At 55.2% G+C, this 26,102-nt stretch carries 23 protein-coding genes, 2 tRNA genes and 1 pseudogene; 18 read left to right on the forward strand and 8 right to left on the reverse strand.

Translation table 11 applies throughout. The features are described from left to right. Nucleotides 1-4: 4 nt before the first annotated feature. Nucleotides 5-2,257, reverse strand: coding sequence for a primosomal protein N' (locus NQF89_RS00815; RefSeq protein WP_266137278.1), 2,253 nt, complete (start codon nucleotides 2,255-2,257; stop codon nucleotides 5-7). A gap of 36 nt (nucleotides 2,258-2,293) precedes the next feature. Here NQF89_RS00815 and NQF89_RS00820 point away from each other — a divergent pair, with 36 nt between their 5' ends. The 6 genes from NQF89_RS00820 (at nucleotide 2,294) to NQF89_RS00845 (ending at nucleotide 6,508) form a co-directional block, all read left to right on the forward strand. Beyond that, complete coding sequence (locus NQF89_RS00820) at nucleotides 2,294-3,301, forward strand: tyrosine recombinase XerC (protein WP_266137279.1); 1,008 nt, start codon at nucleotides 2,294-2,296, stop codon at nucleotides 3,299-3,301. Beyond that, nucleotides 3,201-4,289 (forward strand): retroviral-like aspartic protease family protein, encoded by a 1,089-nt coding sequence (locus tag NQF89_RS00825; RefSeq protein WP_266137280.1) that lies wholly within the window; start codon nucleotides 3,201-3,203, stop codon nucleotides 4,287-4,289. The genes NQF89_RS00820 and NQF89_RS00825 overlap by 101 nt, the downstream gene beginning before the upstream one ends. A 93-nt stretch (nucleotides 4,290-4,382) precedes the next feature. Then, nucleotides 4,383-4,459 (forward strand) — tRNA-Asp (locus tag NQF89_RS00830). Between the two features lie 116 nt (nucleotides 4,460-4,575). Continuing rightward, on the forward strand, nucleotides 4,576-5,217 hold the full coding sequence (gene queE, locus NQF89_RS00835) for a 7-carboxy-7-deazaguanine synthase (RefSeq protein WP_266137281.1): 642 nt from the start codon (nucleotides 4,576-4,578) through the stop codon (nucleotides 5,215-5,217). A 2-nt stretch (nucleotides 5,218-5,219) separates the two neighbouring features. Next, the gene (gene queC, locus NQF89_RS00840; RefSeq protein WP_155578935.1) at nucleotides 5,220-5,957 is read left to right on the forward strand and encodes a 7-cyano-7-deazaguanine synthase QueC; all 738 of its coding nucleotides are present in this window, start codon (nucleotides 5,220-5,222) and stop codon (nucleotides 5,955-5,957) included. Next, nucleotides 5,954-6,508, forward strand: a complete 555-nt coding sequence (locus tag NQF89_RS00845) for a 6-pyruvoyl trahydropterin synthase family protein (protein ID WP_266137282.1) — start codon at nucleotides 5,954-5,956, stop codon at nucleotides 6,506-6,508. The genes queC and NQF89_RS00845 overlap by 4 nt, the downstream gene beginning before the upstream one ends. Nucleotides 6,509-6,527: 19 nt before the next feature. On the opposite strand, the gene folE is transcribed toward NQF89_RS00845, so the two are convergent. The 4 genes from folE to NQF89_RS00865 are packed head-to-tail and all read right to left on the reverse strand — an operon-like array spanning nucleotide 6,528 to nucleotide 9,736. After that, nucleotides 6,528-7,169, reverse strand: a complete 642-nt coding sequence (folE, locus tag NQF89_RS00850) for a GTP cyclohydrolase I FolE (protein WP_266137283.1) — start codon at nucleotides 7,167-7,169, stop codon at nucleotides 6,528-6,530. Nucleotides 7,170-7,198: 29 nt separating this feature from the next. Further along, the gene (gene folK / locus NQF89_RS00855) at nucleotides 7,199-8,050 is read right to left on the reverse strand and encodes a 2-amino-4-hydroxy-6-hydroxymethyldihydropteridine diphosphokinase (RefSeq protein WP_266137284.1); all 852 of its coding nucleotides are present in this window, start codon (nucleotides 8,048-8,050) and stop codon (nucleotides 7,199-7,201) included. Then, nucleotides 8,047-8,925, reverse strand: coding sequence for a dihydropteroate synthase (gene folP / locus NQF89_RS00860; RefSeq protein WP_266137285.1), 879 nt, complete (start codon nucleotides 8,923-8,925; stop codon nucleotides 8,047-8,049). Before folP ends, folK begins: the two co-directional genes overlap by 4 nt. Nucleotides 8,926-8,962: 37 nt before the next feature. Beyond that, a complete protein-coding gene (locus NQF89_RS00865; RefSeq protein WP_266137286.1) occupies nucleotides 8,963-9,736 on the reverse strand; it encodes a DsbA family protein in 774 nt (257 codons plus the stop codon). A 209-nt stretch (nucleotides 9,737-9,945) separates the two neighbouring features. On the opposite strand from NQF89_RS00865, the gene NQF89_RS00870 reads away from it, so the two are divergent. Then, complete coding sequence (locus tag NQF89_RS00870) at nucleotides 9,946-11,367, forward strand: gamma-glutamyltransferase (RefSeq protein ID WP_266137287.1); 1,422 nt, start codon at nucleotides 9,946-9,948, stop codon at nucleotides 11,365-11,367. Nucleotides 11,368-11,418: 51 nt separating this feature from the next. Beyond that, complete coding sequence (gene recA, locus NQF89_RS00875) at nucleotides 11,419-12,513, forward strand: recombinase RecA (protein WP_155572617.1); 1,095 nt, start codon at nucleotides 11,419-11,421, stop codon at nucleotides 12,511-12,513. A gap of 54 nt (nucleotides 12,514-12,567) precedes the next feature. Here the strand turns inward: recA and NQF89_RS00880 are convergent, their stop codons facing one another. From NQF89_RS00880 to NQF89_RS00890, 3 genes are all read right to left on the reverse strand, one after another. After that, the gene (locus tag NQF89_RS00880) at nucleotides 12,568-12,834 is read right to left on the reverse strand and encodes a hypothetical protein (protein WP_155572616.1); all 267 of its coding nucleotides are present in this window, start codon (nucleotides 12,832-12,834) and stop codon (nucleotides 12,568-12,570) included. 180 nt (nucleotides 12,835-13,014) lie between these two features. Continuing rightward, complete coding sequence (locus NQF89_RS00885; protein ID WP_266137374.1) at nucleotides 13,015-14,004, reverse strand: ferritin-like domain-containing protein; 990 nt, start codon at nucleotides 14,002-14,004, stop codon at nucleotides 13,015-13,017. A 38-nt stretch (nucleotides 14,005-14,042) separates the two neighbouring features. Continuing rightward, complete coding sequence (locus NQF89_RS00890; protein ID WP_155573432.1) at nucleotides 14,043-14,645, reverse strand: ATP-dependent Clp protease proteolytic subunit; 603 nt, start codon at nucleotides 14,643-14,645, stop codon at nucleotides 14,043-14,045. A gap of 322 nt (nucleotides 14,646-14,967) precedes the next feature. Here NQF89_RS00890 and NQF89_RS00895 point away from each other — a divergent pair, with 322 nt between their 5' ends. From NQF89_RS00895 to NQF89_RS00940, 10 genes and pseudogenes are all read left to right on the forward strand, one after another. Further along, nucleotides 14,968-15,906, forward strand: a complete 939-nt coding sequence (locus NQF89_RS00895) for an OmpA family protein (RefSeq protein ID WP_266137288.1) — start codon at nucleotides 14,968-14,970, stop codon at nucleotides 15,904-15,906. A 151-nt stretch (nucleotides 15,907-16,057) separates the two neighbouring features. Continuing rightward, a complete protein-coding gene (locus NQF89_RS00900) occupies nucleotides 16,058-17,251 on the forward strand; it encodes an LL-diaminopimelate aminotransferase (protein ID WP_155572613.1) in 1,194 nt (397 codons plus the stop codon). A 48-nt stretch (nucleotides 17,252-17,299) separates the two neighbouring features. After that, the gene (locus NQF89_RS00905; protein ID WP_266137289.1) at nucleotides 17,300-18,643 is read left to right on the forward strand and encodes a homoserine dehydrogenase; all 1,344 of its coding nucleotides are present in this window, start codon (nucleotides 17,300-17,302) and stop codon (nucleotides 18,641-18,643) included. Then, nucleotides 18,640-19,644, forward strand: coding sequence for a class II fructose-bisphosphatase (glpX, locus tag NQF89_RS00910; RefSeq protein WP_266137290.1), 1,005 nt, complete (start codon nucleotides 18,640-18,642; stop codon nucleotides 19,642-19,644). Before NQF89_RS00905 ends, glpX begins: the two co-directional genes overlap by 4 nt. 18 nt (nucleotides 19,645-19,662) lie before the next feature. Continuing rightward, nucleotides 19,663-21,486, forward strand: a complete 1,824-nt coding sequence (recJ, locus tag NQF89_RS00915) for a single-stranded-DNA-specific exonuclease RecJ (protein ID WP_266137291.1) — start codon at nucleotides 19,663-19,665, stop codon at nucleotides 21,484-21,486. A 40-nt stretch (nucleotides 21,487-21,526) separates the two neighbouring features. Then, nucleotides 21,527-21,602 (forward strand) — tRNA-Glu (locus tag NQF89_RS00920). Between the two features lie 111 nt (nucleotides 21,603-21,713). Beyond that, nucleotides 21,714-22,040, forward strand: a complete 327-nt coding sequence (locus tag NQF89_RS00925) for a hypothetical protein (protein ID WP_266137292.1) — start codon at nucleotides 21,714-21,716, stop codon at nucleotides 22,038-22,040. Nucleotides 22,041-22,111: 71 nt separating this feature from the next. Next, nucleotides 22,112-23,263 (forward strand): annotated as a pseudogene (locus tag NQF89_RS00930) (carbohydrate porin). Between the two features lie 154 nt (nucleotides 23,264-23,417). Continuing rightward, nucleotides 23,418-24,914, forward strand: coding sequence for a carbohydrate porin (locus NQF89_RS00935; protein WP_266137293.1), 1,497 nt, complete (start codon nucleotides 23,418-23,420; stop codon nucleotides 24,912-24,914). A gap of 11 nt (nucleotides 24,915-24,925) precedes the next feature. Next, complete coding sequence (locus tag NQF89_RS00940) at nucleotides 24,926-26,101, forward strand: NHL repeat-containing protein (protein ID WP_230880564.1); 1,176 nt, start codon at nucleotides 24,926-24,928, stop codon at nucleotides 26,099-26,101. Nucleotide 26,102: the final 1 nt, after the last annotated feature.

Below are 26,102 nucleotides of genomic sequence, written 5' to 3' on the forward strand. Positions count from 1 at the left end.
CGCCTTACATAAAAGATACCGGGTCCACATCTACATCAATGCGCGCATCATTCTTGCAAGTCACCCCTGCGAGCCAATGGCGCAAAACGGGTTGGAGGGCGATGTCACGCCGTGTTCGCAAAAGGAGGCGGAAGCGATACCGCCCGCGTAGCAACGCTAAAGGTGCAGGGGCCGGGCCTAAAATCTCCATCCCCTCCCCATGCGGGCCATTAAGGGCTAGATGGCGAGCAAGGGCCTCGGCGTGCGTCTCCTTAGGAGCACTGACAATCACAGCTGCTAACCGCCCATAGGGAGGCCAAAAACCGGGGCGGCGTTGGGCAGCCTCTTGCTCCATAAAACGGATAAAGTCATTCTCTATAAGAGCCTGCATAACGGGGTGATCCCCCACATAGCTTTGCAGCATCACACGGCCGGGTTTTGAGCCACGCCCTGCCCGCCCTGCCACTTGATGAAGAAGCTGCATCGTCCGTTCAGCCGCTCGTAAATCCCCCCCGCCTAGGCCAAGGTCCGCATCCACAACCCCTACAAGGGTGAGGTCGGGGAAGTGCCAGCCCTTCGCGACAATTTGCGTCCCGATGATGAGGTCCACCTCCTTTTGGGCAATTTTGCGGACTGCCTCCTCCATCGCAGCGGGAGAGGTTAAGGTATCAGAGGCCATAACCAGCAACCGGGCCTCCGGGAAGCGCGCTTGTACCTCCTCATGAATCCGCTCTATCCCCGGGCCAATGGGCACGAGGCTATCTTCCGCCTCACAAGCGGGGCAGGCTTTCATTAGAGGTTGGGTATAGTCGCAATGATGGCACGCTAAAATCCGCCGCCGCCGATGCTCCACCATCCATGCCGCACAATGCGGGCACTGGATGCGATGCCCACAAGCCCGGCATAAAGTCAGCGGGGCATAGCCACGCCGGTTGAGGAACAACATGCTTTGCTCCCCCGCCTTCATGCCATCCTCAATGCTTTCACATAATAAAGGGGAGAGGAACAAGCCACGCTCCGGCCCGTGGTCACGCATATCAATCAGGCTAATCTCTGGCATACAGGCTGGCCCGTGCCGCGATTCGAGCACCTCATGACGGAAGCGGCCCTTCTGTACATTCACTAATGTTTCCATAGAGGGCGTTGCTGAAACCAAAATCGCCGCAGCCCCGGCAAGGCGCGCTCGCACAATGGCCATATCCCGCCCATGATACAGCACCCCTTCCTCCTGCTTATAGGTGCTCTCATGCTCCTCATCGACCACAACAAGCCCTAACGCAGCAAAGGGAAGAAACAGGGCCGAGCGCGCACCCACAACCACGCGCTGCTGCCCATCTGCCACCGCACGCCATGTCTCCCGCCGGGCTTTCTGCCCTAAATCGGAATGCCAAATCGCCGGAATAGTGCCGAAACGCTTGGCAAAACGCTCCGTCCATTGGGTTGTTAGGGCAATCTCTGGCACCAACACCAGCACTTGCCGCCCTTGCCGCAGAGCCGCCGCCACAGCCTCGAAATACACTTCCGTTTTGCCAGAGCCCGTTACCCCCTCTAGCAAGGTCACATTAAAAGCGCGTTCCTCCACTGCTTCTATCAAAGCATGAGCAGCCTCAGCTTGCTCGGCTGATAAAATGGGCGGGGCGTAATCAGGCTCAGGCGGCGTGGCACTCATGGGGGAGCCTTCCAGCACGCTCTCCTCCAGCACACCGGCATGTGCTAAGCCGCGAATCACCGCCGCGCTCGCCCCACTTTGCGCGCTTAATGCCGCTGTACTGGCCGGGCCATGAGCCTCCAACGCGGCTAAAACCGCGTTACGCGCGGGGGTAAGCCGTAAAGACTCTGGCAAGGGACCAGCTTTACGGGCCCAACCAAGCATCGGCTTCATCCCTCCCCCTTGGGCAGGTACGCGCAGCGCAATGGCGAGCACCATACCCGGCGCACTCAGCCCATAAGCAGCTACCCAATCGATAAAATGCCGTAACGTCTCTGGTAAGGCGGGGATGCGCGTCTCCACGCTAATAATCGCGCGTAAAGAGCCAAATGCCACATGCCGGCTAGAGCGTGGCGGGCGAAGGTCCACCGGCAAATGTGTTGGCTCGGCCTCCCACACACAGCCTACGATCTCCTGCCGCCCCAAGGGGACGCGCACCACCGTGCCCGGTGCCAAAGGCGTATCGAACTTATAATCCAACGGCCCCGCAAAAGGACGCGGCACAAGGACGGAAAGACGATGACCGGCTTCCCGTCTCCTGCTATGGGGGGAGAGGCGTTGTTCTGCCATATCACATCACCTTACCCTCTCCGGCGGGGAAATACCATGAGCCATCTACCAACGCACACGCCTTCATCGCTGACGCTACATACCGCGCAAGAGGCCCTCACCGCGTGGCAAGAATGGCTCCTCTACGAAAAACGCGCCAGTAAAGCGACCTGCACAGCCTATCAACATGATGTTGCCCTCGCTTTAGGATTCTTCAGCCGTCATTTTGGAGGGGAGCTACCTCTGCACGCTCTTGCTCGCCTCTCTTTAACCGACTTCCGCTCATGGCTGGCCCATGAGACAACACGTGCAGAGCAGAACGCCCGCCGCCATCCCCATAGCCGCCATACACAAGATGGCCATGCCCGCAGCCGCGCCCGCCGCATCTCCGCTCTACGCTCTTTTTACCGTTATTTGGAAAAAGAACATCACCTCACCAACCCCGCTTTAACCCTCCTTCGTAGCCCACGGTTAAAAACCCGCTTACCACGCCCCCTTACGCCAGACGCTGCACGCCTCGCCCCAGAAGGCATTGCAGAGCAAACCGTTAATCCTCATTTTGCTGCACGTGATGAAGCCCTCTTTACCTTGCTCTATGGTGCAGGTTTGCGAATCAGCGAGGCTCTCTCCCTCTCTATCGGGGATGTAGAACGCCTCAGCGATGATATGCTGTTCATCATCGGTAAGGGCGGTAAAGAGCGCGCCGTGCCGATTCTACCACCTGTTAAGCAGGCCTTGGAGCGTTGGTTAGCAGCACATCCTTACCGCCATGCAGAGGCTCCCTTCTTTTGTGGGGTACGGGGGGGACGACTGAATCCGGCCATCGCACAACGGGCCATGCGCCAATGGCGCATGATGGAGGGACTGCCCGATTCTGCAACACCGCATGCCTTACGCCATGCTTTTGCCTCTCATCTCCTGCAAAATGGGGCCGACCTTCGCACGATTCAGGAGCTGTTGGGCCATGCCAGCCTCTCTAGCACGCAAATCTACACCCTTGCTGATGAACAACACCTCATGGATGTATGGCAAAAAGCCCATCCCCGTGCTGATACATCCCCCTAACCAACATAAATGGCTGATGATGACCTTCCCCCGCGCTCTCAAAGTGATAATCCCAACCATAATGATGACTCTCTTGAACCTCATCCTGCCCACAGCTTATGCAGACGAGCCGGGGCCTGCTTGTCGGCAGAGGCATCTCACCACCATCACCTTGCAAGAGACAGGCTATTATCTAACCTCTGTAGCACAGATTCATGGCCGGTCCCTCTCCATGATTATTGATACAGGCTCGGAGGGGAGCTTGCTCACACCAGAGGCTATTAGCCAATTACATCTTACACCCAATGCAGAAGAAGCCACCATCATCTCCGGGGCGGATGGACGTGGTCACGTTGTCCCCACTATTGAGCTGGCCTCCCTTACACTCGGCCATGTGACCTTCCATCAACCGATTATGCCTTTAGGGGCCTTACCCGCCTTCCCGGCGATTCAACCGCCCGTATTGGGGTTAATTGGGATGGATTTACTCGGCCATTACGATATAGACCTCGACCTCCCTCATCATAAATTAAGCCTTTGGGAGATTCAGACACATTCTATGCTCTGCCAACAACCTCCCTTTTGGCCGTATCAGAGCCAGAGGCTCACCGCAGGGCGGGTGAGAGGGCGATTCTTCATCCCCTTTACCTTAGATGGCCAACATGGTGTGGCCTTGATTGATAGTGGCGCACGCTCGCACATCATCAGCAAAGAGTTCGTCTATAAACTCGGCATCACAAAAGATGACCTCGCCCAAGACCCCGGCGGGGTCAGTGCGGGAATTGGCGATAAGGAGCATCGCTACCATTGGCACCGTTTTGGCCGCCTTACCTTGGGGGGACAAACCCAGCTTCACCCGGTCCTTACAGTGACATCCCTGCATGAACAAGCTGATATGCTCCTCGGGGCGGATTGGCTGATGCATCATCACCTCTGGCTTTCCGCTGGGGCAGAGGGGGCCGTGTTTGTTAAAACCACGCCAGAGACAAAACCAGCACAGAAAAAGTGAAAAAATCATTTTTCACTATTGCCAGCTCTGCGCTATCCCGCTAAACAGACGCCATCCCACGGGATGAACCTTTTTATAGAAGGTTATAAGACTGCGGGTGTAGCTCAGTTGGTTAGAGCGCCGGCCTGTCACGCCGGAGGTCGCGGGTTCGAGCCCCGTCACTCGCGCCACTCTTTATTCAAAGGGTGGCGTTTTTGTATCATCCCCCCTCTCAAAAATAAAAAACTTACCCCATGCGATGAGAAATCGCTTGCATCCAGCGCGCTGCTGCCCGACATCTCTGCCCATGGCTTATATCATCAAGGAATTATTCGCTACATTGCAAGGCGAGGGAGCCCATGCGGGCCGTGCGGCTATCTTCTGCCGGTTTGCAGGCTGTAACCTCTGGTCTGGCCGGGAGGAGGACCGCCATAAAGCCCAATGCAACTTCTGCGATACGGATTTTATCGGCACGAATGGCCCCGGTGGAGGCCGTTTTGCACATGCCGATTCCCTTGCAGAGGCCCTAGAATCATGCTGGCGCGCCCATGCAGATGACGCAGCGCATCGCTATGTCGTCTTTACAGGGGGGGAGCCTTTGCTTCAGCTTGATGATACCCTCATCAAAGCCACAAAGGCCCGCGGCTTTACCCTCGCAGTAGAAACTAATGGAACACTCCCCGCCCCTGCGGGGCTTGATTGGATATGCGTTAGCCCCAAACCGGGCCAGTCGCTCGTACAAACCCATGGTCATGAGCTTAAACTCGTCTATCCCCAACCAAGCCTCACACCAGAGCAATTCGCGGGGCTAGCCTTCCAACATTTCTGGCTCCAACCTATGGATGGGCCAGAGCGCATCGCTAACACAAGGCACGCTGTGCAGTATTGCCAAGCGCATCCGCAATGGCGTCTTAGCCTGCAAACTCATAAACTCATCGGGATTGCCTAATTATGCCCAATGCTCCCCTTTCCGCCAGCCATCAAGCCGCGCAGAATCGCCGTGCGCTTGTCCTGTTCTCCGGCGGGCAGGATTCTGCAACATGCCTCGCATGGGCGTTGCAGCATTTTGAGCATGTCGAGACGGTCGGCTTTGCCTATGGCCAACGCCACGCCATCGAGCTGGAATGCCGCAATACTCTTCGCCACGGCCTAACAAAGCAGAACCCTCTTTGGGCAAAAAAGCTGGGGGAGGACCATATGATTGACCTCGCCAGCCTTGGTGCCCTCTCCGACACAGCCCTCACCCGTGATGCTGAAATCAGCATGGGGGAGAATGGCCTGCCCAACACCTTTGTGCCGGGGCGCAATCTCATCTTCCTCACCTTTGCGGCAGCCTTAGCCTTTCGCCGTAGCCTCCGCCATATTGTCACCGGCGTGTGTGAGACGGATTATTCCGGCTATCCTGATTGCCGCGATGATACCATCAAAGCCCTGCAAGTCGCCCTTAATCTCGGGATGGAGCAACGCTTTGTCCTCCACACGCCGCTTATGTGGATCAATAAAGCGCAGACATGGCAACTCTGCCACGAGCTTGGCGGGGATAGCCTTGTGGACATCATCCGCCATGAGAGCCATTCTTGCTATAAAGGGGAACGCTCCCATGAGCATCCATGGGGCTTTGGCTGTGGGGATTGCCCCGCCTGCGCCTTGCGTGCTGAAGGGTGGCGGCACTATCAGGAGGGGTTATGAGCGACATCACCCGCACAGAACTCGTTTTTACCCGGCGTTTCTGCATGGGGCATCGGCTTATCTCTGGCTGTAGCGAGCGTTGTGCCATCCCACATGGGCATAATGAATATGTCACCGTCACGCTCATCCCCGGCCCTAACGCCCCGCAGGGTCAGAGGCTTGATGGGCACCATAATATGATGCTGCCCTTTGCAGAGGCCAAAGGCCGTTGGCATCGCTTTATTGATGAGCGGATGGACCATAGCTTTCAGCTTTCCACATCCGACCCGCTCTTACAATGGTTCACAACACATGAACCCCAACGCCTAGAGCGAATCGTCGTTACACCGGGTGACCCAACAACGGAGCTACTCGCTGCCCTGCTGATGAGCAAACTGCAAGCCTTCCTCACCGCCCAAGGCGGGCTACTTGCCCCTGCAAGTTTAGAGATTAAAGAAACACCCACCAACACAGTGCGCCTGCATGGCGAGCCGACCCTCTATCTCCCATTAGTGGACCGCCCCGCAGAGCAATGCTGGTGGCACCGGGCTGATGACAGTACGCGCGATTAAACCCGCACGCACAACCACGTCAATCGCGCATCAACCCCATGACTTCCTGCCGCGCTTGGGCATCTTCAGCCCATAAGCCGTAAGACCCTGTCGTGACGGTCGTAGCACCGGGGCTACGCACACCACGGAGGCTCATGCACATATGCTCTGCCTCTATCATGACCAGCACGGCTTTAGGCTCCAATATCTCCACAAGGGCTTGGACAATCTGGTCCGTTAGTCGTTCCTGTAATTGAGGGCGGCGTGCATAGCCCTCCACAACACGGGCTAACTTGCTTAGGCCCGTCAAACGCCCGCCCTCTGGCAGATACGCCACATGCGCCCGCCCGATGACCGGCAAGAGATGATGCTCGCATGTAGAATGGAAGCGAATATCCTTCACCAACACCATCCCACTATGATGATCCGCACTGAATTGCTTTTTGAGATGGTCGCGCGGGTCCTCATACAGGCCGGAGAAAATCTCCAGATACATCTTGGCTACACGCTCTGGCGTATCGCGTAGCCCCTCACGGCTAGGGTCCTCCCCTATAGCGAGTAGAAGCTCCCGCACGCCACCGGCAATGCGCTCCAACGCATCCTCTGGCTGAATGATAGCCCCGGCTGCGCCTTCTGGCGTGGGTTTTGCCTCTGTTACTGCCTTTATCATCTTACGCGCCATTCAACACTCCCCATCACCACATAGCCCCATTATCGCCGTGTTACATCCCCGGCTATACGCTCCATCCCTGCTAACGCCTCCGCGATGGAACGTCCAGCAATCTCAAGCTTTGGTGCGATTTCCACAAGCGGTTCTAACACAAAAGCGCGCTCAAACAGATGAGGGTGCGGCACGCTCAGCGCAGGATGATCGATAACACGCTCCCCATAGAAAAGAAGGTCAATATCCACAGCACGCTCACCCCAGCGACGCCCCGGCATGCGGCCTAAACGCTGCTCAATCTCTTTGCATAAGCGCAATACCGCTTGCGGGGGCAGGGTCGTACGCCCTAGGGCTGCGATATTTACAAAAGGCGGTTGGTCCTCCACCCCCCACGGGGCACTATCATAAAAGGAGGAGACAGCCTCTATCTCCATCCCCTCATAATGGCCGAGCGATTCCACCGCGGCGCGTAACACCGCCTCGCGCTCCCCCAAATTCGCCCCTAAAGAAAAACCCACATCATGCGCCCGCTGCTGCGCCACCGTCACAGAGACATCTTCCACCGGATGCGGTACAGGGGCAGACGGTTTACGCACCGTTACAGAAACCCGCTCCACCACAGCATGAGCCGCCAACACAGCATGACCAATCTGCGCGGCTAATGTCTCTATCAAATGATAGGTCGTATCATGGAACACTGCCTCAGCAATCTGGCATAGCTGGCCATAACAGACGGCCTTTTCGTAATCATCCGCACTTGTCGCAGCAGAAAGATCCGCCTGCACATCTATTGAGATATAAAAACGCTGGCCGAGGCGTTGCTCCTCCCCATGCACACCATGAGGGCCAAAAAGGCAAAGATCATGCACACGCACATGCGATAAAGGAGCAGTAATCACGCTGTCTCTCCCACCATAGCACAAGCCGCCCCCTCATCGCGCCCAGCCAACAATGCCGCCATTGTAAGGGCATCTTTATGCGCTTGAACATCATGCACACGCACCATACAAGCCCCCTCTGCGGCCCCATAAAGATGAGTGGCCAATGTTGCAGGCAAGCGGGCCTCCACCTCTCGGCCAAGCAGCTTACCAAACAGCGACTTACGCGACACACCGAGCAGAATAGGCCGCTCATAATACGCCCCTAATGCGCGCATATGCCGTATTGCCCATAGATTTTGCTCTACTGTTTTGCCAAAGCCAATGCCGGGGTCCAGCATAATCTTCTCCCGCGCAATACCCGCTTGCTCAGCCAATGTAAGGGAGTGGTCAAAAAAACGTTGCCACTCATCCCATAAATCCAACTGCGGAGTAACCTCTTGTCGGTTATGCATCACTGCAACAACCGCCCCGCCTTCCGCCACGACAGAGGCCATAGCCGGGTCCGCCTGCAACCCCCACACATCATTAATCATCTGCGCCCCAGCCTTTAACGCCCGGCGTGCAACAGAGGCTTTAGTGGTATCGATAGACAATACCGCCCCCTCATCCACTAAAGGAGGAATGACAGAGGCTAGACGTCCCCATTCCTCATCCGCCTCCACAGGGGTAAAACCCGGCCTTGTAGATTCCGCCCCAAGGTCCAGAACATCAGCTCCTTGGGCGCGTAATAGACGCGCTTGCTGGAGTGCCGCCTCCGGGGTGAAAAACTGCCCCCCATCGGAGAATGAATCCGGCGTGACATTCACAATCCCCATAATGAGAGGACACCGCCCCGGCGATGTGGGGTCAGACGGACCATAAGCCGCAATCTGTTCAACAAGGGTAGGTTTCATCTATCCGCACCACCTTACATACAAGGCATCGGCACGCTTAACCCTTCTGCGCGAGGGTCAGGAACTGCTCCATCTGCGCCATATCCAACGCACCGGGGGCAATCGCAGCTTGGCCAAATAGGAAGGTCGGCGTCCCTTGCACACCAACCGTTTGAGCTTGGTTTAGATTCGTAGCAAGAAGGCCCATAACAGCCGGGTTAGCCATATCTTTCTCAAACCGTGCTAGGTCTAGCTTTAAACCCTTCGCAATATCGCGAATACGCTCCATGCTTGGCTTAGCATTATCTTCCATCAAACGGCGGCGCATCGCATCATATTGCCCTTGAAAGGCCGCCGCATAAATCGCCCGCGCTTCCAAAATACTGGCTTCACCCAATACAGGGATGACCTTCTCCACCAAGCGCACATCAGGATGTTTTGTAAGGAATTGGTCCACCAACGGGGCCATACGGCGGCAATAGCCACAACGAGGGTCGAGAAACTCTACAACCGTAACTTGCCCTTGTGGATTACCCCGCACCGCATAAGAAGGCGCGGTGGAAAGAGCCGCCCAATTCGTCCGTACAGCCGCTTTTGCTTGGGCATCCTGCTGCGCTGTCGCTTGTTGGCGGATAGACTGAATCGCCTCAGAGAGGATAGTCGGGTCCGTCTTTAAGGCATTACGGACAATCTCTATAATAGCGGCACGTTGCTGAGGATTAAAAACATCCCCCTCTGCCGCATGGGCTTGCTGAAAGAACGCCCCTCCCCCTACAGGTAGGCCAATACATAACGCTAATGCACATGCGGCTACATAATTCTTCATGCTCATGCCTTCCAATACCTTCAATAATATGGCCCTCAGGCCGTCCCTTTTACACAAAACGATCCAAACATCACAATTCCCATGAAAAGAGCTTGCTCTTTCCCTGCCGACCGCTTTAACGCTATGATGGCTTATCTGGAAGCCCACCATAGCTTTCCACAGTCTGAATGACCACCTACTTAAACGTGACCGCAAAATACTGGAGAGCCGCCACCGTGCCACAGCATGACAGCCAGACACCCTCATCCTCCTGCCTGTCTAAAAGACCAACCCGCCGGTGGGTCCGCCATTGTGCCTTACTGGCCTCTGTCAGCCTTTTAGGTGGTGCGCTTGGTGCATGCTCCAGCGGTAAGAGCCTTAAACATCACCTCTTTGGCCCAACAAACGCACCTAATAGCGGTATTGTTGTCGCTGATGAACCCCAAGCCGCGCTGATTGGGCGGGATGTCCTCGCCCGAGGGGGTAATGCTGCCGATGCTGCAACAGCCACGGCCTTTGCGCTCTCCGTCACACTGCCCTCACGCGCCTCTCTTGGCGGGGGTGGGGCTTGTCTTGTTGTCCGCCCCGGCAAAGCGGCCGAGAGCATCACCTTTGTCCCTGTTAATGGCAGTGGCCCAACAGGCGATCGCCCGGCCTCTGTCCCGATGGTTGCACGCGGGTTGTTCCTCCTGCATCTACGTTATGGCTCTGTCCAGTTTGGCGAGACGATCGACCCCGCCATTACCCTTGGCCAGCAGGGCATTACTGTCAGCCGTCTCCTTTCGGACGATATCGCTGCTGTCAAAGCACCGCTCTTTTCCAATGAAGGCATGCGCGCTCTTTTAAGCAAAGATGCCACCGGCACGGCTGTGAGCGAGGGAGACCAGCTCACCCAACCACGCCTGACCTCCTTCCTCTCCCGCCTCAAACTTGTAGGGGTTGGTGACCTCTATACAGGTGCGCTCTCTGACGTATTTGTCTCACAAGCTAACCAAGCGGGAGCGGCCCTCACGCGTGATGACCTTCGCCACGCCATACCCGGATGGACCAAAGCCCTCTCTCTCTCTGATGAGCAATATAGTCTCAATTTCCTAGCTCCTCCCGCTGATGGTGGGATCGGCAGTGCGGCGGCCTTCAGCCGTGGTCTACCAGCAGAAAATGTCGTTAATGCCTGGCGGCATTCTGGCTCGCACAACAGCCTTCGGGACGCACAAAGCTTTATTACCTCTGGCCAGAGTGATGCCACAGGCTTGCCCCCGCTCCCTGCCTCAACCTCCTTTGTGGTGCGCGATGGCCAAGGCCTAAGCGTTGGCTGTGTCCTGACGGAAAATAACCTCTTCGGTACGGGGCGTCTGGCTGGCAGCACAGGCGTTGTCCTCAGTGGGGCACCACGTTATTACCCCACACCGCTCCTTAGTGCCGCCTTTATCAGTTCGTCGCGTACCCACATGCAGGCTATCCTTGCGGCTTCTGGTCAAAATGACGCTGCCCAAGCCGTGGCTGATGGGCTACGCAACATCTCCCAAAACCACATGGCTGCGACCACCACAAGCGGCTCTGGTGTGCTTAATAGCATTACCTGCACAGACACAAGCTGCACAGGCCATGCCGCTACGAATGGTAAAGGGTTAAGCGCACAAACCCTACAACATCGCTAAATCTAATTCACGCTCTCCCTGTGTGAGACGCATAGTAACGAGGTCTTCTTCATGTCAGCAGGTAAAAACGCCGAAAAAAGCAAAGCCTTAGAGGGCGCACTCAGCCAAATTGAACGCTCCTTTGGTAAAGGCTCCATCATGCGGTTGGGCCAACGCCCTAAAGAGCAGGTGGATGTTATCTCCACCGGTTCGCTCGGCTTGGATATTGGCCTTGGGATTGGGGGGCTACCACGGGGGCGCATCATTGAGATTTACGGGCCTGAAAGCTCCGGTAAAACAACCTTAGCCCTCCATGCCGTTGCTGAAGCGCAGAAAAAAGGCGGCACGGCTGCGTTTATTGATGCCGAGCATGCGCTTGACCCCATCTATGCCCGCAAGCTGGGTGTGGATATTGATAACCTCCTCCTCAGCCAACCTGATGCAGGCGAGCAAGCTTTGGAGATTGCCGACACACTGGTCCGCTCTGGGGCAATTGACATCCTTGTGGTGGATTCTGTGGCTGCTCTCGTCCCCAAGGCTGAGTTAGAAGGCGATATGGGCGATAGCCATGTCGGCCTCCATGCCCGCCTAATGAGCCAAGCCCTGCGTAAACTTACCGGCTCCGTCTCCCGCTCTAACACCACCATCATCTTCCTCAACCAAATCCGTATGAAGATTGGGGTAATGTTCGGCAACCCAGAGACCACAACAGGCGGTAATGCGCTGAAGTTCTATGCCTCTGTTCGGCTGGATATCCGCCGTATCGGATCGGTCAAAGATAAAGACGAGGTGGTGGGGAACCAGACACGCGTTAAGGTGGTGAAGAACAAAATGGCCCCGCCCTTCCGTCAGGTCGAGTTTGACATCATGTATGGTGAGGGGGTCAGCAAAATGGGTGAATTGCTGGATCTCGGCGTTAAAGCGAATGTGGTGGAGAAATCCGGCGCGTGGTTCTCATACGATAGTACGCGCATTGGCCAAGGGCGGGAAAATGCCAAGCAGTATCTGCGCGAGCATCCTGAAATGGCCGATGAAATTGAAAAACGCGTCCGCCAGAGTGCTGGTCTCATCGCTGATGATATGATGACGGGAGAACAAGAAGACGACACCGACCTTACAGGGGAAGAACTCCCCTTGGATAACGCCCCCTCAAAACGTAAAAGCTAAAATCCTTTGGTCCTATGGAGGGTATCTTCATAGGACCACACCCCTAATATTATTTTACGCCTCGATATTAAACATACTCACACATTCGCAGCCATTAGGCAGCGTAACATTGCGATAGCTGCACACCCCTTTTGAATATTCGTAAACCTCTAAAGAGGCTTCTCCGACCCCTGCAATATCAAATTGGCCAGAATGATTCGCACTACCCCCTGTACTGCGATTCGACGTAGCCGCATCATTCCACGCAATATCAGCAGAAGAAACAATCACCTTCTTATCTGGAGGGATAAAAAATTCTGCATAACCTGATATAGAAACCATATTCACCTCGGCATTGCTAAAGCCTACCCGCCTCCAAGCGAGCAACCATTCCCAACTTTGCGAGGAAAATCATTACAAAGACACTAACATAACACAAAAAATCCCACCTCATTTTATTATGAGGCAGGATTCTACTGTGTTCACCACACTATCAGCCCGAAGGCTAACAGAATGTAACCTTTAAGCAGCCTGTTGTGAGGCCCCTTTATGGCCTGTTAAACGCCGCCAGAGCTTCACACCACCCAACGCTACACGCGCAGCAAATGGTGCCATCTGAGGCCGCACAAGGCGCGAATCGTACCCGGCAAAGCGGCGTTCATTCTCACGCAAGCACAACTCCATCAAATCGACAAAATCGACCTGCTTGTCCGTCATGCTCTTTGCACCTGTAACGGTGAAGTTGTTATCCTGCGTATGCTCCACGCCGTTATCATCAAAGCTACGCACCAAGCTCAAACGCTCATAGAGCAAGAAGAACAGAACGCCAACAACGCGCATCTCAAACCATGGGCGACGCCAGAGCGGCATAACCGCACGGTGATAAGCCAGCCAGTTTGCAAAGAGCAGAATATGGCGACATTCTTCCTGCATCACTGGCTCGAATGTCTCAATCAGCTCCATCGGGAACAGGCCCGCCTTCTCAGCAAGAGAAAACAGCCCAAATGCAAAAAAGCTATCCCAGCATTCAGAGAAACCCGTCACCAGATAAGCCCATTCCGTATCGCGTGGCTCGATATACGGGTCTTCCGGGGCTAGCGGAATGCCGTAATGCTCGACCATACGGGCGAGCACTTCTTTATGGCGATTCTCCTCCCACGCATTACGCGCGATAGCATCTTTCACATCCGGGTCATCCAGCATCTCGGCATAGGCAGCCATACGCAGGCGGGCCTTACCCTCTGTCTGCACCGCAATATCCCAGATAGGCAAGGAAGTGATGCGCTGCATCGTCTCCGGGTCCAGCTCCGGCCAAGGAATGACGGAAGGCTTGTAGGGATTAAACGTATCACGGAACATATCGGCCATTGCCTTTTTATGCTCCGGTGTACCCGGCTTTAGCGGCCCTTTTACCGGGCTGCTCCAATGGCGGGCATCATAATCCACCTGCTCCAATGTTTTTTCGGAGGGGCTATCGGGCAAATGGGAATAAATATCCGCCAGATTCTTCACGTCACTCATCGATAGGCTTCCTTTCCTTGCTTTAAGGCTCAACCTTTTTTAAGATCAGCTGCAGACGAAATGATGCGGTTAACAAGCCCGTATTCAACCGCCTCCTTCGCCGACATCCAGTAATTGCGGTCCGTATCACGGGCCACTTTCTCGTAAGGCTGCCCTGTTTCCCGCGCGAAAAGCCGGTTGAGGCGTTCACGCATTTTGATGATCTCGCGGGCCTCGATATCAATATCGGTCGCCGGCCCCCGCACACCGCCCATCGGCTGATGTAAAAGGAACCGGGTATTAGGAAGACATACACGCCGCTCTGCCCGACCTGCGGCAAAAATCAACGCCCCAGCCGAGGCCACCCAGCCTGTACCAATCATCGTCACAGGGGCGATAGAATCCACAAAGCGAATCATGTCATGGATGGTATCACCGCTCTCTACATGGCCACCGGGAGAGTTTACATAAACCTCAATCGGCTTATCCGACTCCCCAGCAAGAGCGAGAAGGCGGCCGGTAATCTCACGGGCCATGCGGTCATGCACCTCCCCAAAGATGAGCACCTTGCGTTGCTCAAAGAGATGGCGTTCTACCTCTGGCGCAGGAGCGGCCTTTTTCTCCTCCTCGGCTGGTTTTTCAGCCTCCTCCATACGGAGCGGCCCCCTTACAGGAGAGGTAGACAGAGCAGACCGAGAGGGTGCGGTATAAGTATCGCGTTCGTCATATGTCATCATGTGCGCTATCCTGCTCCCGCTTTGTCTCTCTGCCAAGCCATAAAAACGCACTTCTGGGTCGCTTTTTTATTATTTCCTAAGGGAAAATTAGGACTCTATTTCTCCCCATCCCAGCCTCACCCCATTAAGAGATGCAGATAAGGAATTGCGTCAAACCGCAGAGATACATATTCTGCCCCGTAATTTCTCTAGGGCTTTTTGGGCCCTGTCCCTTTGCCCCCATAGATATGCCCGGACTATGACACCCAGTTTTTTTAACCGCTTCTCCCACATTATGCGCCATAGCAGCAAAGCCGTTTCTATTCTGGCTGTGCCTTTCCTCCTCACAGCCTGCCAACATCGCGGCCCGGTGGAAATGACACGCGACCTCTCGCATGACCTCATGGGCGGCGAAATTAAAAAACTGCACCCTCTTACACCGGGTTATGACACACCTGCCCCTAATATCGCCTTTACTCCTACGACTATTCCAGAGTTTCCTAGCCCAGAAAATCGCGCCATGATTACGACCAAGCTAGAGCAAGACCGTAATCTTACCCAGCATGTCGGGGCAGCAGGGGGCGCATTACCAATTGGTATGGTCAATCCCCTTCCCCCACGCACTCAACATGGCGGGGCAACAACCTTAAACAGCCCAAGCCAGCCCCCCGCATTGGAGGACACACCCGCGCCTCCTCCTGCACGAATCTCTAGCTCTGGCTCAACGCTCATCTATCAACCCATCTCCCACACAATGCCCACCTATCTGCCAGACCCCGGGCACCCCCCCCTGCCGATTCTGTTCCCCGGCTTCACACTGCCGGATGCGGCTCGCTCTCTCATCCCCAATTTTGATACCACCACCCCAGCAGGGACGCTCATCCGTTTTCAATCCGGTACGGACCATATGGTGGAAAATCAAACCGATCGTTTTAACGAGATTATCGCCCATCGCCGCCATCATCGGCTTGTCATCCGTGGCTTCGGCACCACCCTTACCGCACAAGCGGGCCTCTCCCCCACAGAGCAAGCCAATGAGATTGCCCTCGCCCTCCTACGCGCCCGAGCAGTCGCGCAGCAATTAACCCTCATGGGTGTTTCAGCAAACGATATGCGCCTAACAGGTGAGCCTATCGGCGATGGGGTGCGCGTCTCTTACGAGCTAAACATCAAACCCACCCAAACAGCCCAACGCTAACGGGCTGTCATCGCACTCCTGTGAAATAAAAATCGCCTCATCTGCGCGAAAAACCCTTGTCGAACGCCCCGCCCTCATGAAACATGGGGCGTTCGTTTTTTGAGGCTTTAGGCCCTGCCCTATTGCCCCGCCTGTTGATTGATTGAGTGTCATGACTGAAGAATTCCACAAAATCCGCCGCCTGCCGCCTTATGTCTTTGCTGAAGTCAACAAAGCCAAAGCCGCCGCACGCGCCGCCGGGGAGGATATTGTGGATCTCGGCATGGGCAACCCAGACAGCCCACCCCCGCAGCATGTTATTGATAAATTAACCGAGACACTGCGTAACCCGCGTGTGCATGGTTACTCTGTCAGCCGTGGCATCCCCGGGTTACGTAAAGCCCAAGCCGCTTATTATGACCGCCGCTTTGGTGTGAAACTGGACCCAGAGACGGAGATTATCGCCACCATCGGCTCTAAAGAAGGCTTAGCGAACCTCGCCTCAGCCATCACTAGCCCCGGCGATACCATCTTGGTGCCTAACCCCTCTTACCCCATCCATCAATTCGGCTTCATCATTGCTGGGGCCTCTGTCCGCTCTGTCCCTGCCTCACCTGATGAGACGATGCTGCGTGCGCTCCATCGTGCTGTTCGTCACTCCGTCCCCAAGCCAACGGCCCTCATCATCAATTTCCCCTCCAATCCGACAGCCTATCTCGCCTCTAAGGAGTTTTATAAAGAGATCGTCGCCTTCGCGCGGAAGGAGAATATCTGGGTCCTCTCCGACCTCGCTTATTCGGAAATCTATTTTGGTGATGAGCCTCCTCCTTCCATCCTCTCTATTGAGGGCGCAAAGGACATCGCTGTGGAGTTTACCTCCATGTCCAAGACCTACTCCATGGCGGGTTGGCGCATTGGCTTTGCAGCGGGCAACCCGCGTTTAATTCAGGCCCTCACACGCATTAAATCCTACCTTGATTATGGGGCTTTTACCCCTGTGCAGGTTGCTGCCACGGCCGCTCTTAATGGCCCGCAAGATTATGTGGAAGATATGCGCCTACTTTATAAAGATAGGCGCGATGTTCTTATCCGCGGCCTCCATGCTGCGGGATGGGATGTCCCCACACCGGAGGGATCGATGTTCGCATGGGCACCCATTCCGCCTCACTTCGCTCATATGGGCAGTGTGGCTTTCTCCAAGCTCTTATTGAAGGAAGCAAAAGTCGCCGTTGCCCCCGGATTAGGCTTTGGTGAACATGGGGATGGATTCGTCCGCATCGGGCTGGTGGAAAATAACCAACGCCTCCGCCAAGCCACACGCTCCATTAAAACATTCATGAACCACCATAACGCCGTTAAATCATAAACCCCGCCCCTTTTGGGGCTTGTCTCACCCTGATGAAAGCCACTGCACATGACTGCTGCCCTTCACAACACTGTATCATCTCCCGCCCTTCCGCCACTTCGGTTAGGTATTGCAGGCCTTGGGACAGTGGGGACGGGTGTCATTCGCCTATTGCGCGCCCACGCGGCTCTGCTCCAAAGCCGTACAGGCCGTCAGATTGAGGTTATTGCCGTCAGTGCCCGCAATCGCACACGCGATCGGGGGATCGACCTCTCCGCCCTGCAATGGTACGATGACCCTATCGCCCTTGCTGCCGCCCCTGATATTGATGTGGTGGTAGAGCTTATGGGCGGGGCAGATGGCGCGGCCCGTGCTTTGGTAGAGGCCGCCTTAAAGGCGGGCAAAGCTGTCGTCACAGCTAATAAAGCCCTTGTAGCTCGTCATGCCCAAACGCTCGCGCGCCTCAGCCATAAACATGACGCCCCGCTTTTGTTTGAAGCAGCCGTGGCAGGGGGCATCCCCGCTATCAAAATGGTGCGCGAAGGGGTCGCCCCAGATGCCCTCACACGCTTAAGCGGCATCCTCAATGGGACAAGCAACTTCATCCTCACCGAGATGGCGGAAACAGGCCGCGCTTTTGATGATGTATTGAAGGAAGCCCAAGAGAAAGGCTATGCTGAGGCTGATCCCTCCGCTGATATTGATGGCTGGGATGCCGCCCATAAGCTAAGCATCCTCACGGCCATTGCCTTCCGCCCGATTCTCTTTGATAGTCTTGCCGTCAGCGGGATGCGCCGCATCACAACAAGCGATATTCATCAGGCCCGTAAGCTGGGTTATGCCATCAAAATGCTCGGTGTTGCCCGCCGCCTTGCCGATGACCGCGTAGAAGCATGGGTGCAACCCTGCCTCATCCCCGCACAATCGGGCCTCGCGCAGGTTAATGGCGTGTATAATGCCCTCACAACGGAAGGGCCTTTCAGCGGGCCGATTACCATCTCCGGCCAAGGGGCGGGAGAAGGCCCTACAGCAAATGCGGTCATGGCCGATATTATCGACCTCGCCCGTGGTCATGCCCTCCCTCTCTGGGGCCGTATGGCAGAGCAAGCCCCCATCGCGTGCGAGCCGATTGAAGACTTGCCCAGCCGGTTCTATCTCCGCATCACGCTCAAAACCCCATCAGATGCGGCACCAGATGCTACTACGGCCCTGCGTGAGGTCCGCACCATTTTAGAAAATGAGGCCCTCCCGATAGAGAGCGGCCATCACCATATGGAGGGTGATGCTGCCCAGCTTATCTTCCTCACCGGCACCACAAGCTTGGCCGAGATTAACCGCCTCCTCCCCATTTTAGAGGAAGTCGCCTTTATCAACGGCACACCGCTTGCCCTCAAGCTGGAGGATTTACCATGAGTTCCCAGCCCTCCAGCATCACACCTCATGCGTACCGTGTAACGGGGCGGAATCTGGGCCTTGACCTCGCCCGTGTGACCGAGGCCGCTGCCATTGCCTCTGCCCGTTGGACAGGCCGTGGCGATAAAAACGCTGCGGATGCGGCCGCTGTTGCAGCAATGCGTACAGCCTTTGATACTGTTGCCATCAGCGGCACAGTGACCATTGGTGAGGGGGAAATGGATGAAGCCCCCATGCTCTATATTGGCGAAAAAGTAGGCCACGGCGGCCCAGAGATGGATATTGCTGTGGACCCGCTAGAGGGAACCAATCTCTGCGCCCGTAGCCTGCCCAATGCCATCACTGTTGTAGCCCTCGCCCAAAAAGGCTGCTTCCTCCACGCGCCAGATATTTATATGCAAAAGCTCGCTGTAGGCCCCGGCCTGCCGGACGGCGTGATAGAGATTGATGCCTCTATAGGCCAAAATCTCGCTAATCTAGCACGCGCCAAGCACTGCGATGTCAGCGACCTCATCCTCTGTGCGCTAGAGCGGGAACGCCATAATGAGCTTGTGGCCAAAGCACGCGAAGCCGGGGCGCGTGTCCGGCTCATCAGTGATGGTGATGTAGCCGCCGTCATCGCCACATGTTTGCCCAATAGCGGGGTCGATATTTATGCAGGCAGCGGTGGCGCACCGGAAGGTGTATTAGCCGCCGCGGCAATACGGTGCCTGAATGGCCAAATGCAAGGTCGCCTCCTTTTTGAGAACGAGGCCCAAATTACACGCACACGCAGCATGATTCGCGCTGACCTCGACCCTACACAGGCCCTTACCTTGGCCGATATGGCGGCTGGTCCTGTCTTTTTCTGCGCTACAGGGGTGACCTCTGGTGATTTGCTAAAAGGGGTGGAATATCCCAACCCGCATTATATCCGCACCCATTCCGTCATGATGCGCTCAGAGAGTGGCACAATCCGCTATATGGATGCTTATCACCATTTCGACCCTCATCTCGCTTAAGGACCTTTTACCCCTTTCATGCGTGCCACCTCGCCTTCTACCACCACTCCCCCCACTACGCCGGACCTTGTTTTAAATATACAACGCAGTGCAGGGCTACGCCGCTGGGTATGGCGTCATCCCCTCCTTGCCCAAGCAGATAACAGGCTGGCCCTCGCCCTTGCCCAGAAGCTGGATATGTCCGAGCTTACAGCACGCATCCTTGCAGGGCGTGGCATCACGGTAGAAACGGTGGAATCTTACCTCCAACCCCGTTTGCGCGATGCGCTGCCAAACCCCTCTTGCCTCAAAGATATGGACGCCACAGCAGCCCGTTTGGCAGCAGCCGTGACACACCATGAGACAATCGGCATCTTAGGGGATTATGATGTTGATGGAGCTTGTGGGACGGCCCTGCTCTGCTCCACACTCACTGCTTTAGGCTGCCAGGTTTTTACCCACATCCCTGACCGCATTGCCGAAGGCTATGGCCCCAACATCCCCGCTTTGGAAGGGCTCCTCCAACAAGGGGCGACACTGCTCGTATGTGTGGATTGCGGTACCGCCGCGGTTGAAACACTCGACCATTTTGAGAGCAGGGCGGACCGCATCGTACTAGACCATCACAAGCCCGATGGTATGCGCTTACCCAAAGGGTTGGTCGTCAACCCGAATCGTCTTGATTGTGAGTCCGGCCTTGGGCAGCTTTGTGCCACATCTGTTGCGTTCCTCACCATCATAGCCCTCCAACGCACACTCCGCCAGCAAGGGTGGTTCAACCACCATCCAGAGCCTGACCTTATGGCTCTGCTAGACCTCACAGCTTTAGCAACCATTTGTGATGTGATGCCCTTACAGGGGCTTAATCGCGCTCTTGTTGCCCAAGGCCTCAAAATCATGAATCGCCGTCAACGCCCCGGCTTAGCCGCACTGGCTGATATTGCCGGGGTAAAGGCCGATGCCACCGCAATGAGCTGCGGCTTTGCCCTAGGCCCGCGCATTAATGCTGGGGGACGTATTAGTAAAGCTGGGCAAGGTTTGCAGCTCCTCCTCAGCCCGACTGAAGACGATGCCCGCCCCATTGCCGAAGCCCTAGATGAAATCAACCGCAAAAGACAAACCGTTGAGAGCCATATTCTTGATGCAGCTATAGAGCAAGCCCAAACGCAGCTCGAGGCTGGCCGTGCGGTTATCTTCCTCCACGGGGCAGATTGGCATCCCGGTGTGGTAGGCATTGTCGCAGGCCGGTTGAAAGAACGCTTTAACCGCCCTGCCCTTGTCGGAGCCTTGCAGGAAGGGATAGTGAAAGGCTCTGCCCGCTCCATCACAGGGTTGGATATGGGGGCAGCCATTATTCAGGCCCAACAATCCGGGTTGCTCTTAACCGGTGGGGGCCATGCTATGGCGGCTGGTTTCTCCCTTACTGAGGAACAATGCCCCGCTTTTCACACCTTCCTAGACGATATGCTCAGTGAGGCACGCACTCTCCCCCCGCAAGATGATTTGCTCTTGGATGGTGTGGTGAATATTCAAGGGGCAACAGCTACGCTCGCCCGGACTATCGCCCAACTAGCCCCTTTCGGACCGGGAAATGAAGAACCCCTTTTAGCCCTCCGCAATGTGCGCTGTGTTAAGGCCGACCGCATCGGCCAAGATGGCAATACGTTACGGGTGATTCTCCAAGATAGCGATGGCCTTAACCGCCTTAAAGGGTTGCTTTTTCGCTCTGGGGAAAAACGTTTTGCCCCCCTCTTAGAGGATAAGAGCCGCCCCCTCCTCCATATTGCTGGGCAATTACGATTAGAACGTTGGCAAGAGCGAGAAAATCTTACTTTTTTCATTTTTGACGCCGCATTGGCTTGACGTCACGCCCCATCCTGCCTATTAACCCCTCACGCCTTTAGTCCCGTTCGTCTAGAGGCCTAGGACACCGCCCTTTCACGGCGGCAACACGGGTTCGAATCCCGTACGGGACGCCATTTTCAGTATAATTGAAAATAAAGCGGCTCAGTTTCATTCAAAAACAATTTTCTAACCTTTAACGTTACTCCTATAGTGATGCAGCCTTCCCTTTTCATTTGGAGGCTTGCATGCCCTCTCTTGCCTCCCTACCCAACATATTATCTTTATTAAAGCGCCATCTTCCCCGCATCGCTATCACAGGGTTAGCCCTGCCTCTTATTGTCCTTCCCGCTTATGCGCGTGCGCCATTGGTGAATCTCGGCAATGCCACTGCAGCGGGGGAGGACGCCTCCACGGCCATCTTTGATAACCTCTCCCACAACATCTTCGATATATCGCCTTTAGGCAGCCTTTATAGCCTGCTCTCCCCTTTCCCGAGTTGGAGCAATCATCTCACCCTCCTCGGCGCAATGGGGGGCTGCGGACCCAAATGGCCAAAATCGGCCTTGTTCTAGCCGTTCAAGAAACATCAGAACTTTTTGGCAATATCTCTGGTGGGTTCCGTCGCGGGGCAGCTTATGACGGCATGACAACAGCCGTCCTTCAACTCAACACACAACGCGCTTTTGGATGGTCGGGCGGGACATTCCAAGTCAGTATGGAGCAAATACACGGCCGTAATCTCAGTGCGGATAATCTTGGTGTGTATCAAACTATCAGCGGGATTGAGGCCGACCGCTCCACCCGTTTATGGGAGTTATGGTTTGACCAAAAATTCCTCCCCCATCACACGCTCGACATCAAAATCGGCCAGCAAAGCTTGGACCAAGAATGGATGATCAGCAATAATGCGCTGCTCTTTGCCAATACGATGTTCGGCTGGCCGATGCTCCCTTCAGCCGACCTCCCCGGTGGTGGCCCAGCCTCTCCTCTTGCCAGCCTTGGGGGACGTGCCCGGTATCATGTCGTAAAGCCACTCTACATCCAAGCAGGCATCTTTAGTGGTAGCCCCGCTTATGCCCGCACTGGCGATGCCCAAAAGAGCAACCGCTCCGGCACAAGCTTTGTCCTCAATCGCGGTATATTTGCTATTGCGGAACTCCAATATGCGCGTGGCGAGCTAAAACATATCGCCTCACCTGAGGAAGCCACAACCCTGCCCTATGTCTATCGTCTAGGCGGTTGGTATGATTCCGAGCCCTTTGCTGACCAATATGGGGATGAACATGGCATCGCCCTAAGCCCCCCCCAAAGTACCGGTAGGGCACGCCTCCATCGTGGGGCCTTTAGCCTCTATGCTGTGATGGACCAAACACTCTGGCACAGCCATCACAATTTAAGCCGCGCTCTGGCTCTCTTTGCCCGTGTAATGGGCACCCCACAATCAGACCGTGTGCCGATTGATTTCAGCATGAATGCTGGCCTCACCCTCAAAGCCCCTCTCCCCGCTCATCCTTATGATGTGCTGGGCCTTGGCATGGGCTACACCCATACAAGCCATAGCCTTGCCCAATATGACCGCGCTGTACAAACACATACAAATCGCTATAGCCCTGCTTAAGGCAGCGAAACCTTTATGGAGCTAATGTATCTTGGCCAAATGACAGGTTGGCTCCAACTCCAGCCGGATTTTCAATATATCTTCAACCCCTCTGGGGGCATCCCTAATCCGCTCCATCCCACACGGCGTATTAAAAATATCGCCGTCTTTGGGCTGCGCGCAAATATTACGTTATAAAAACAAATATACTCCATAATGCCCCATCCTACGTCAAAATGGAGTGACAGAAGCTAGCGTTACTATTTTGTTGCGAATGATTATTAGAATCGTTGACTTTTAGAAAAGCTTTTTTATATCTGTAATAAATATCACCCATGAGTTGGACATCATCATGACCCCTCCTCACACCGCTCTGCTGGATAGACAATCACCCCTAAAACGTTTCCTAAAAGCAATGAATCTCGCAGGGGCGGGTGCCCTCCTTTTAGCTGGACATATAGCTTATGCCCGTGCGCCGATGGTCAATATCGGCAATGCGGCCGCTGCGGGTGATGAATCATCAGATGGTGTATTTGGCTTCCTCTCCAACTGGAAGCGCGATGCCAACCTGCTTGGCAATATGTGGGGCTTACGCACAGAGATGGGCAAAGCCGGGCTTGTCCTTGCTATTCAAGAAACATCGGAGCTTTTTGCCAATGTCTCTGGTGGGTTTCATAAAGGCCCTGCTTATGATGGGCTGACAACGGCCGTCCTGCAAATGAACACACAACGCGCTTTTGGCTGGTATGGCGGGACCTTCCAAATCAGTATGGAACAAATCCATGGCCGTAGTTTAAGTGCTGATAATCTTGGTGTGTATCAAACTGTCAGCGGGATTGAGGCTGACCGCTCCACCCGCTTATGGGAAATGTGGTTTGACCAAAAATTCCTCGACCAACAGGCTCTTGATATTAAAATTGGCCAACAAAGCTTGGACCAAGAATGGATGGTCAGCAATAACGCCCTCGTCTTTGCCAATACGATGTTCGGCTGGCCGATGCTCCCCTCTGCCGACCTCCCCGGCGGTGGCCCGGCCTATCCGCTCTCCAGCCTTGGGGTACGCGCACGCTATTGGGCAGCAACGCCGCTTTATATTCAAGGAGGCGTGTTTAGCGGCAGCCCCGTCCATAACCGTACAGGCGACCCCCAACAACATAATCGCTCTGGCACAAGCTTTACGCTCGACCGTGGGGTGATGGCGATTATGGAGCTCCAATATATCTATCCGGGCCTTGGGGCTATGGTCTCCCCCGATGATGCTGACGCCCTCTCCCGCGTTTATCGCATCGGAGGCTGGTATAATTCCGAGCCTTTTGCCGACCAATATTGGGATACAAGTGGCACATCCCTCGCCTCCCCCGATAGTAATGGAGCCCCACGCAGGCATAGAGGGGCTTTTAGCCTTTATGCCGTGGTTGACCAAATGCTCTGGCATAGTCACTTCGACCCTAACCGCACCTTCAATATGTTTGCCCGCGTTATGGGAACGCCGCAATCACACCGCGTGCCGATTGATTTCAGCATGAATTTTGGCTTCACCTTAAAAGACCCTCTCCCCTACCGCCAAGATGATACGTTAGGCCTCGGGATGGGCTACACCCATGTTAGCCACGCCCTGGCAAAATATGATCGCGCCGTGCGGAACTATTCTGGCACCTATAACCCTACCCAAACCGGCGAGACCTATATGGAGCTGATGTATCAATGCCAGATGACAGGCTGGCTCCAACTTCAGCCGGACTTCCAATATCTCTTTAACCCCTCTGGGGGCATCCCCAACCCACTCCATCCCACACGGCGCATTAAAGATATTGCCGTCCTTGGGCTGCGCGCCATCATTGCTCTGTAAGGATAGACATCATGCGCATTAAACCACTCTCCTCTCGCCCTTTTACCCTCCTTACTCTCGGCTTCTTGCTAGGCTGGCAGCTCTCCTCCACGCAGGCTCAGGCTGCCCCAAAAGGGTTTTTAGAGACCATCCACCGCCATGCCATGCTCGCTTCCACTAGCCCCGGTAATGGCGACCTCAACCCTTATGCAATTTATGTTGTCCCCCAAGATATGGGGAGCCTGAAGAAAGATGAGGTACTTGTTACTAATTTTAACAACGTCAATAATCTACAAGGTACAGGCACAACCATTGTTGCTTACTCTCCCGTAACGAAAAGCGTACGCCTCTTTGCCAGCGCGCCCGCTCATCTCGCCGCCTGCCCCGGTGGTATAGGCTTTACTACGGCTCTCACAGTGCTCAAATCCGGCTGGGTGATTGTCGGCAGCACCCCTAGCAAAGATGGCACAACCGGCACAAAGGGCGATGGTTGCTTGCTCGTCTTTGATGCAAACGGCACCTTTACCACAGCATGGAAAGGCCCGCTCATCACTGGCCCATGGGGCAATATTGCCAGCGTAGATAATGGCGATAAGGCAGTGCTTTTTATCTCCATGGCCGCAGCGGGCTTGCCCAGCCCTTATGTGAGCGACCCTGTCACCCATTATCCTCCCATCTTACATAATGCGACAGTGGTGCGCTTTAACCTCGACATCCCCGCAGGCAAGCCCCCTGTTATCGCCCAACAAACCGTCATTGCCAGTGGTTTTGCTGGGCGTGCGGACCGCGATAACTTCCTCTTTGGCCCCACAGGCTTAGCCCTAGATACTGATGGCACATTATACGTCACCGATGGCTATGATGAGGAAGTCACCGCTATTGATAACGCCCTCACCCGCACCGAGCCTGTAACACGCCAAAATGATGCTGTTGGACGCATCATCACCAAAGGCAAATTGCTCAACTGGCCTTTAGCGATGATTTGGGTCCCCGGCCATCATTTGCTTGTTGCCAATGGCCGTAATGGGCAAGTGGTAGAGATTGACCCGGTGGCGAAAAAACAGCTTTACGCCCAATGGGTAGATAATGACCAAGCCCAGCAACCACCCGGTAATGGCGACCTCTTTGGCCTTGCTATGACACCAGATAATAAGGGTTTTTATTATGTCGAAGACGATATGAATACCCTCAATGTCAGCCTACCATAAG

This window comes from Bombella pollinis (assembly GCF_026385485.1).
In the GTDB taxonomy this organism is placed as follows: Bacteria; Pseudomonadota; Alphaproteobacteria; order Acetobacterales; family Acetobacteraceae; genus Bombella; species Bombella pollinis.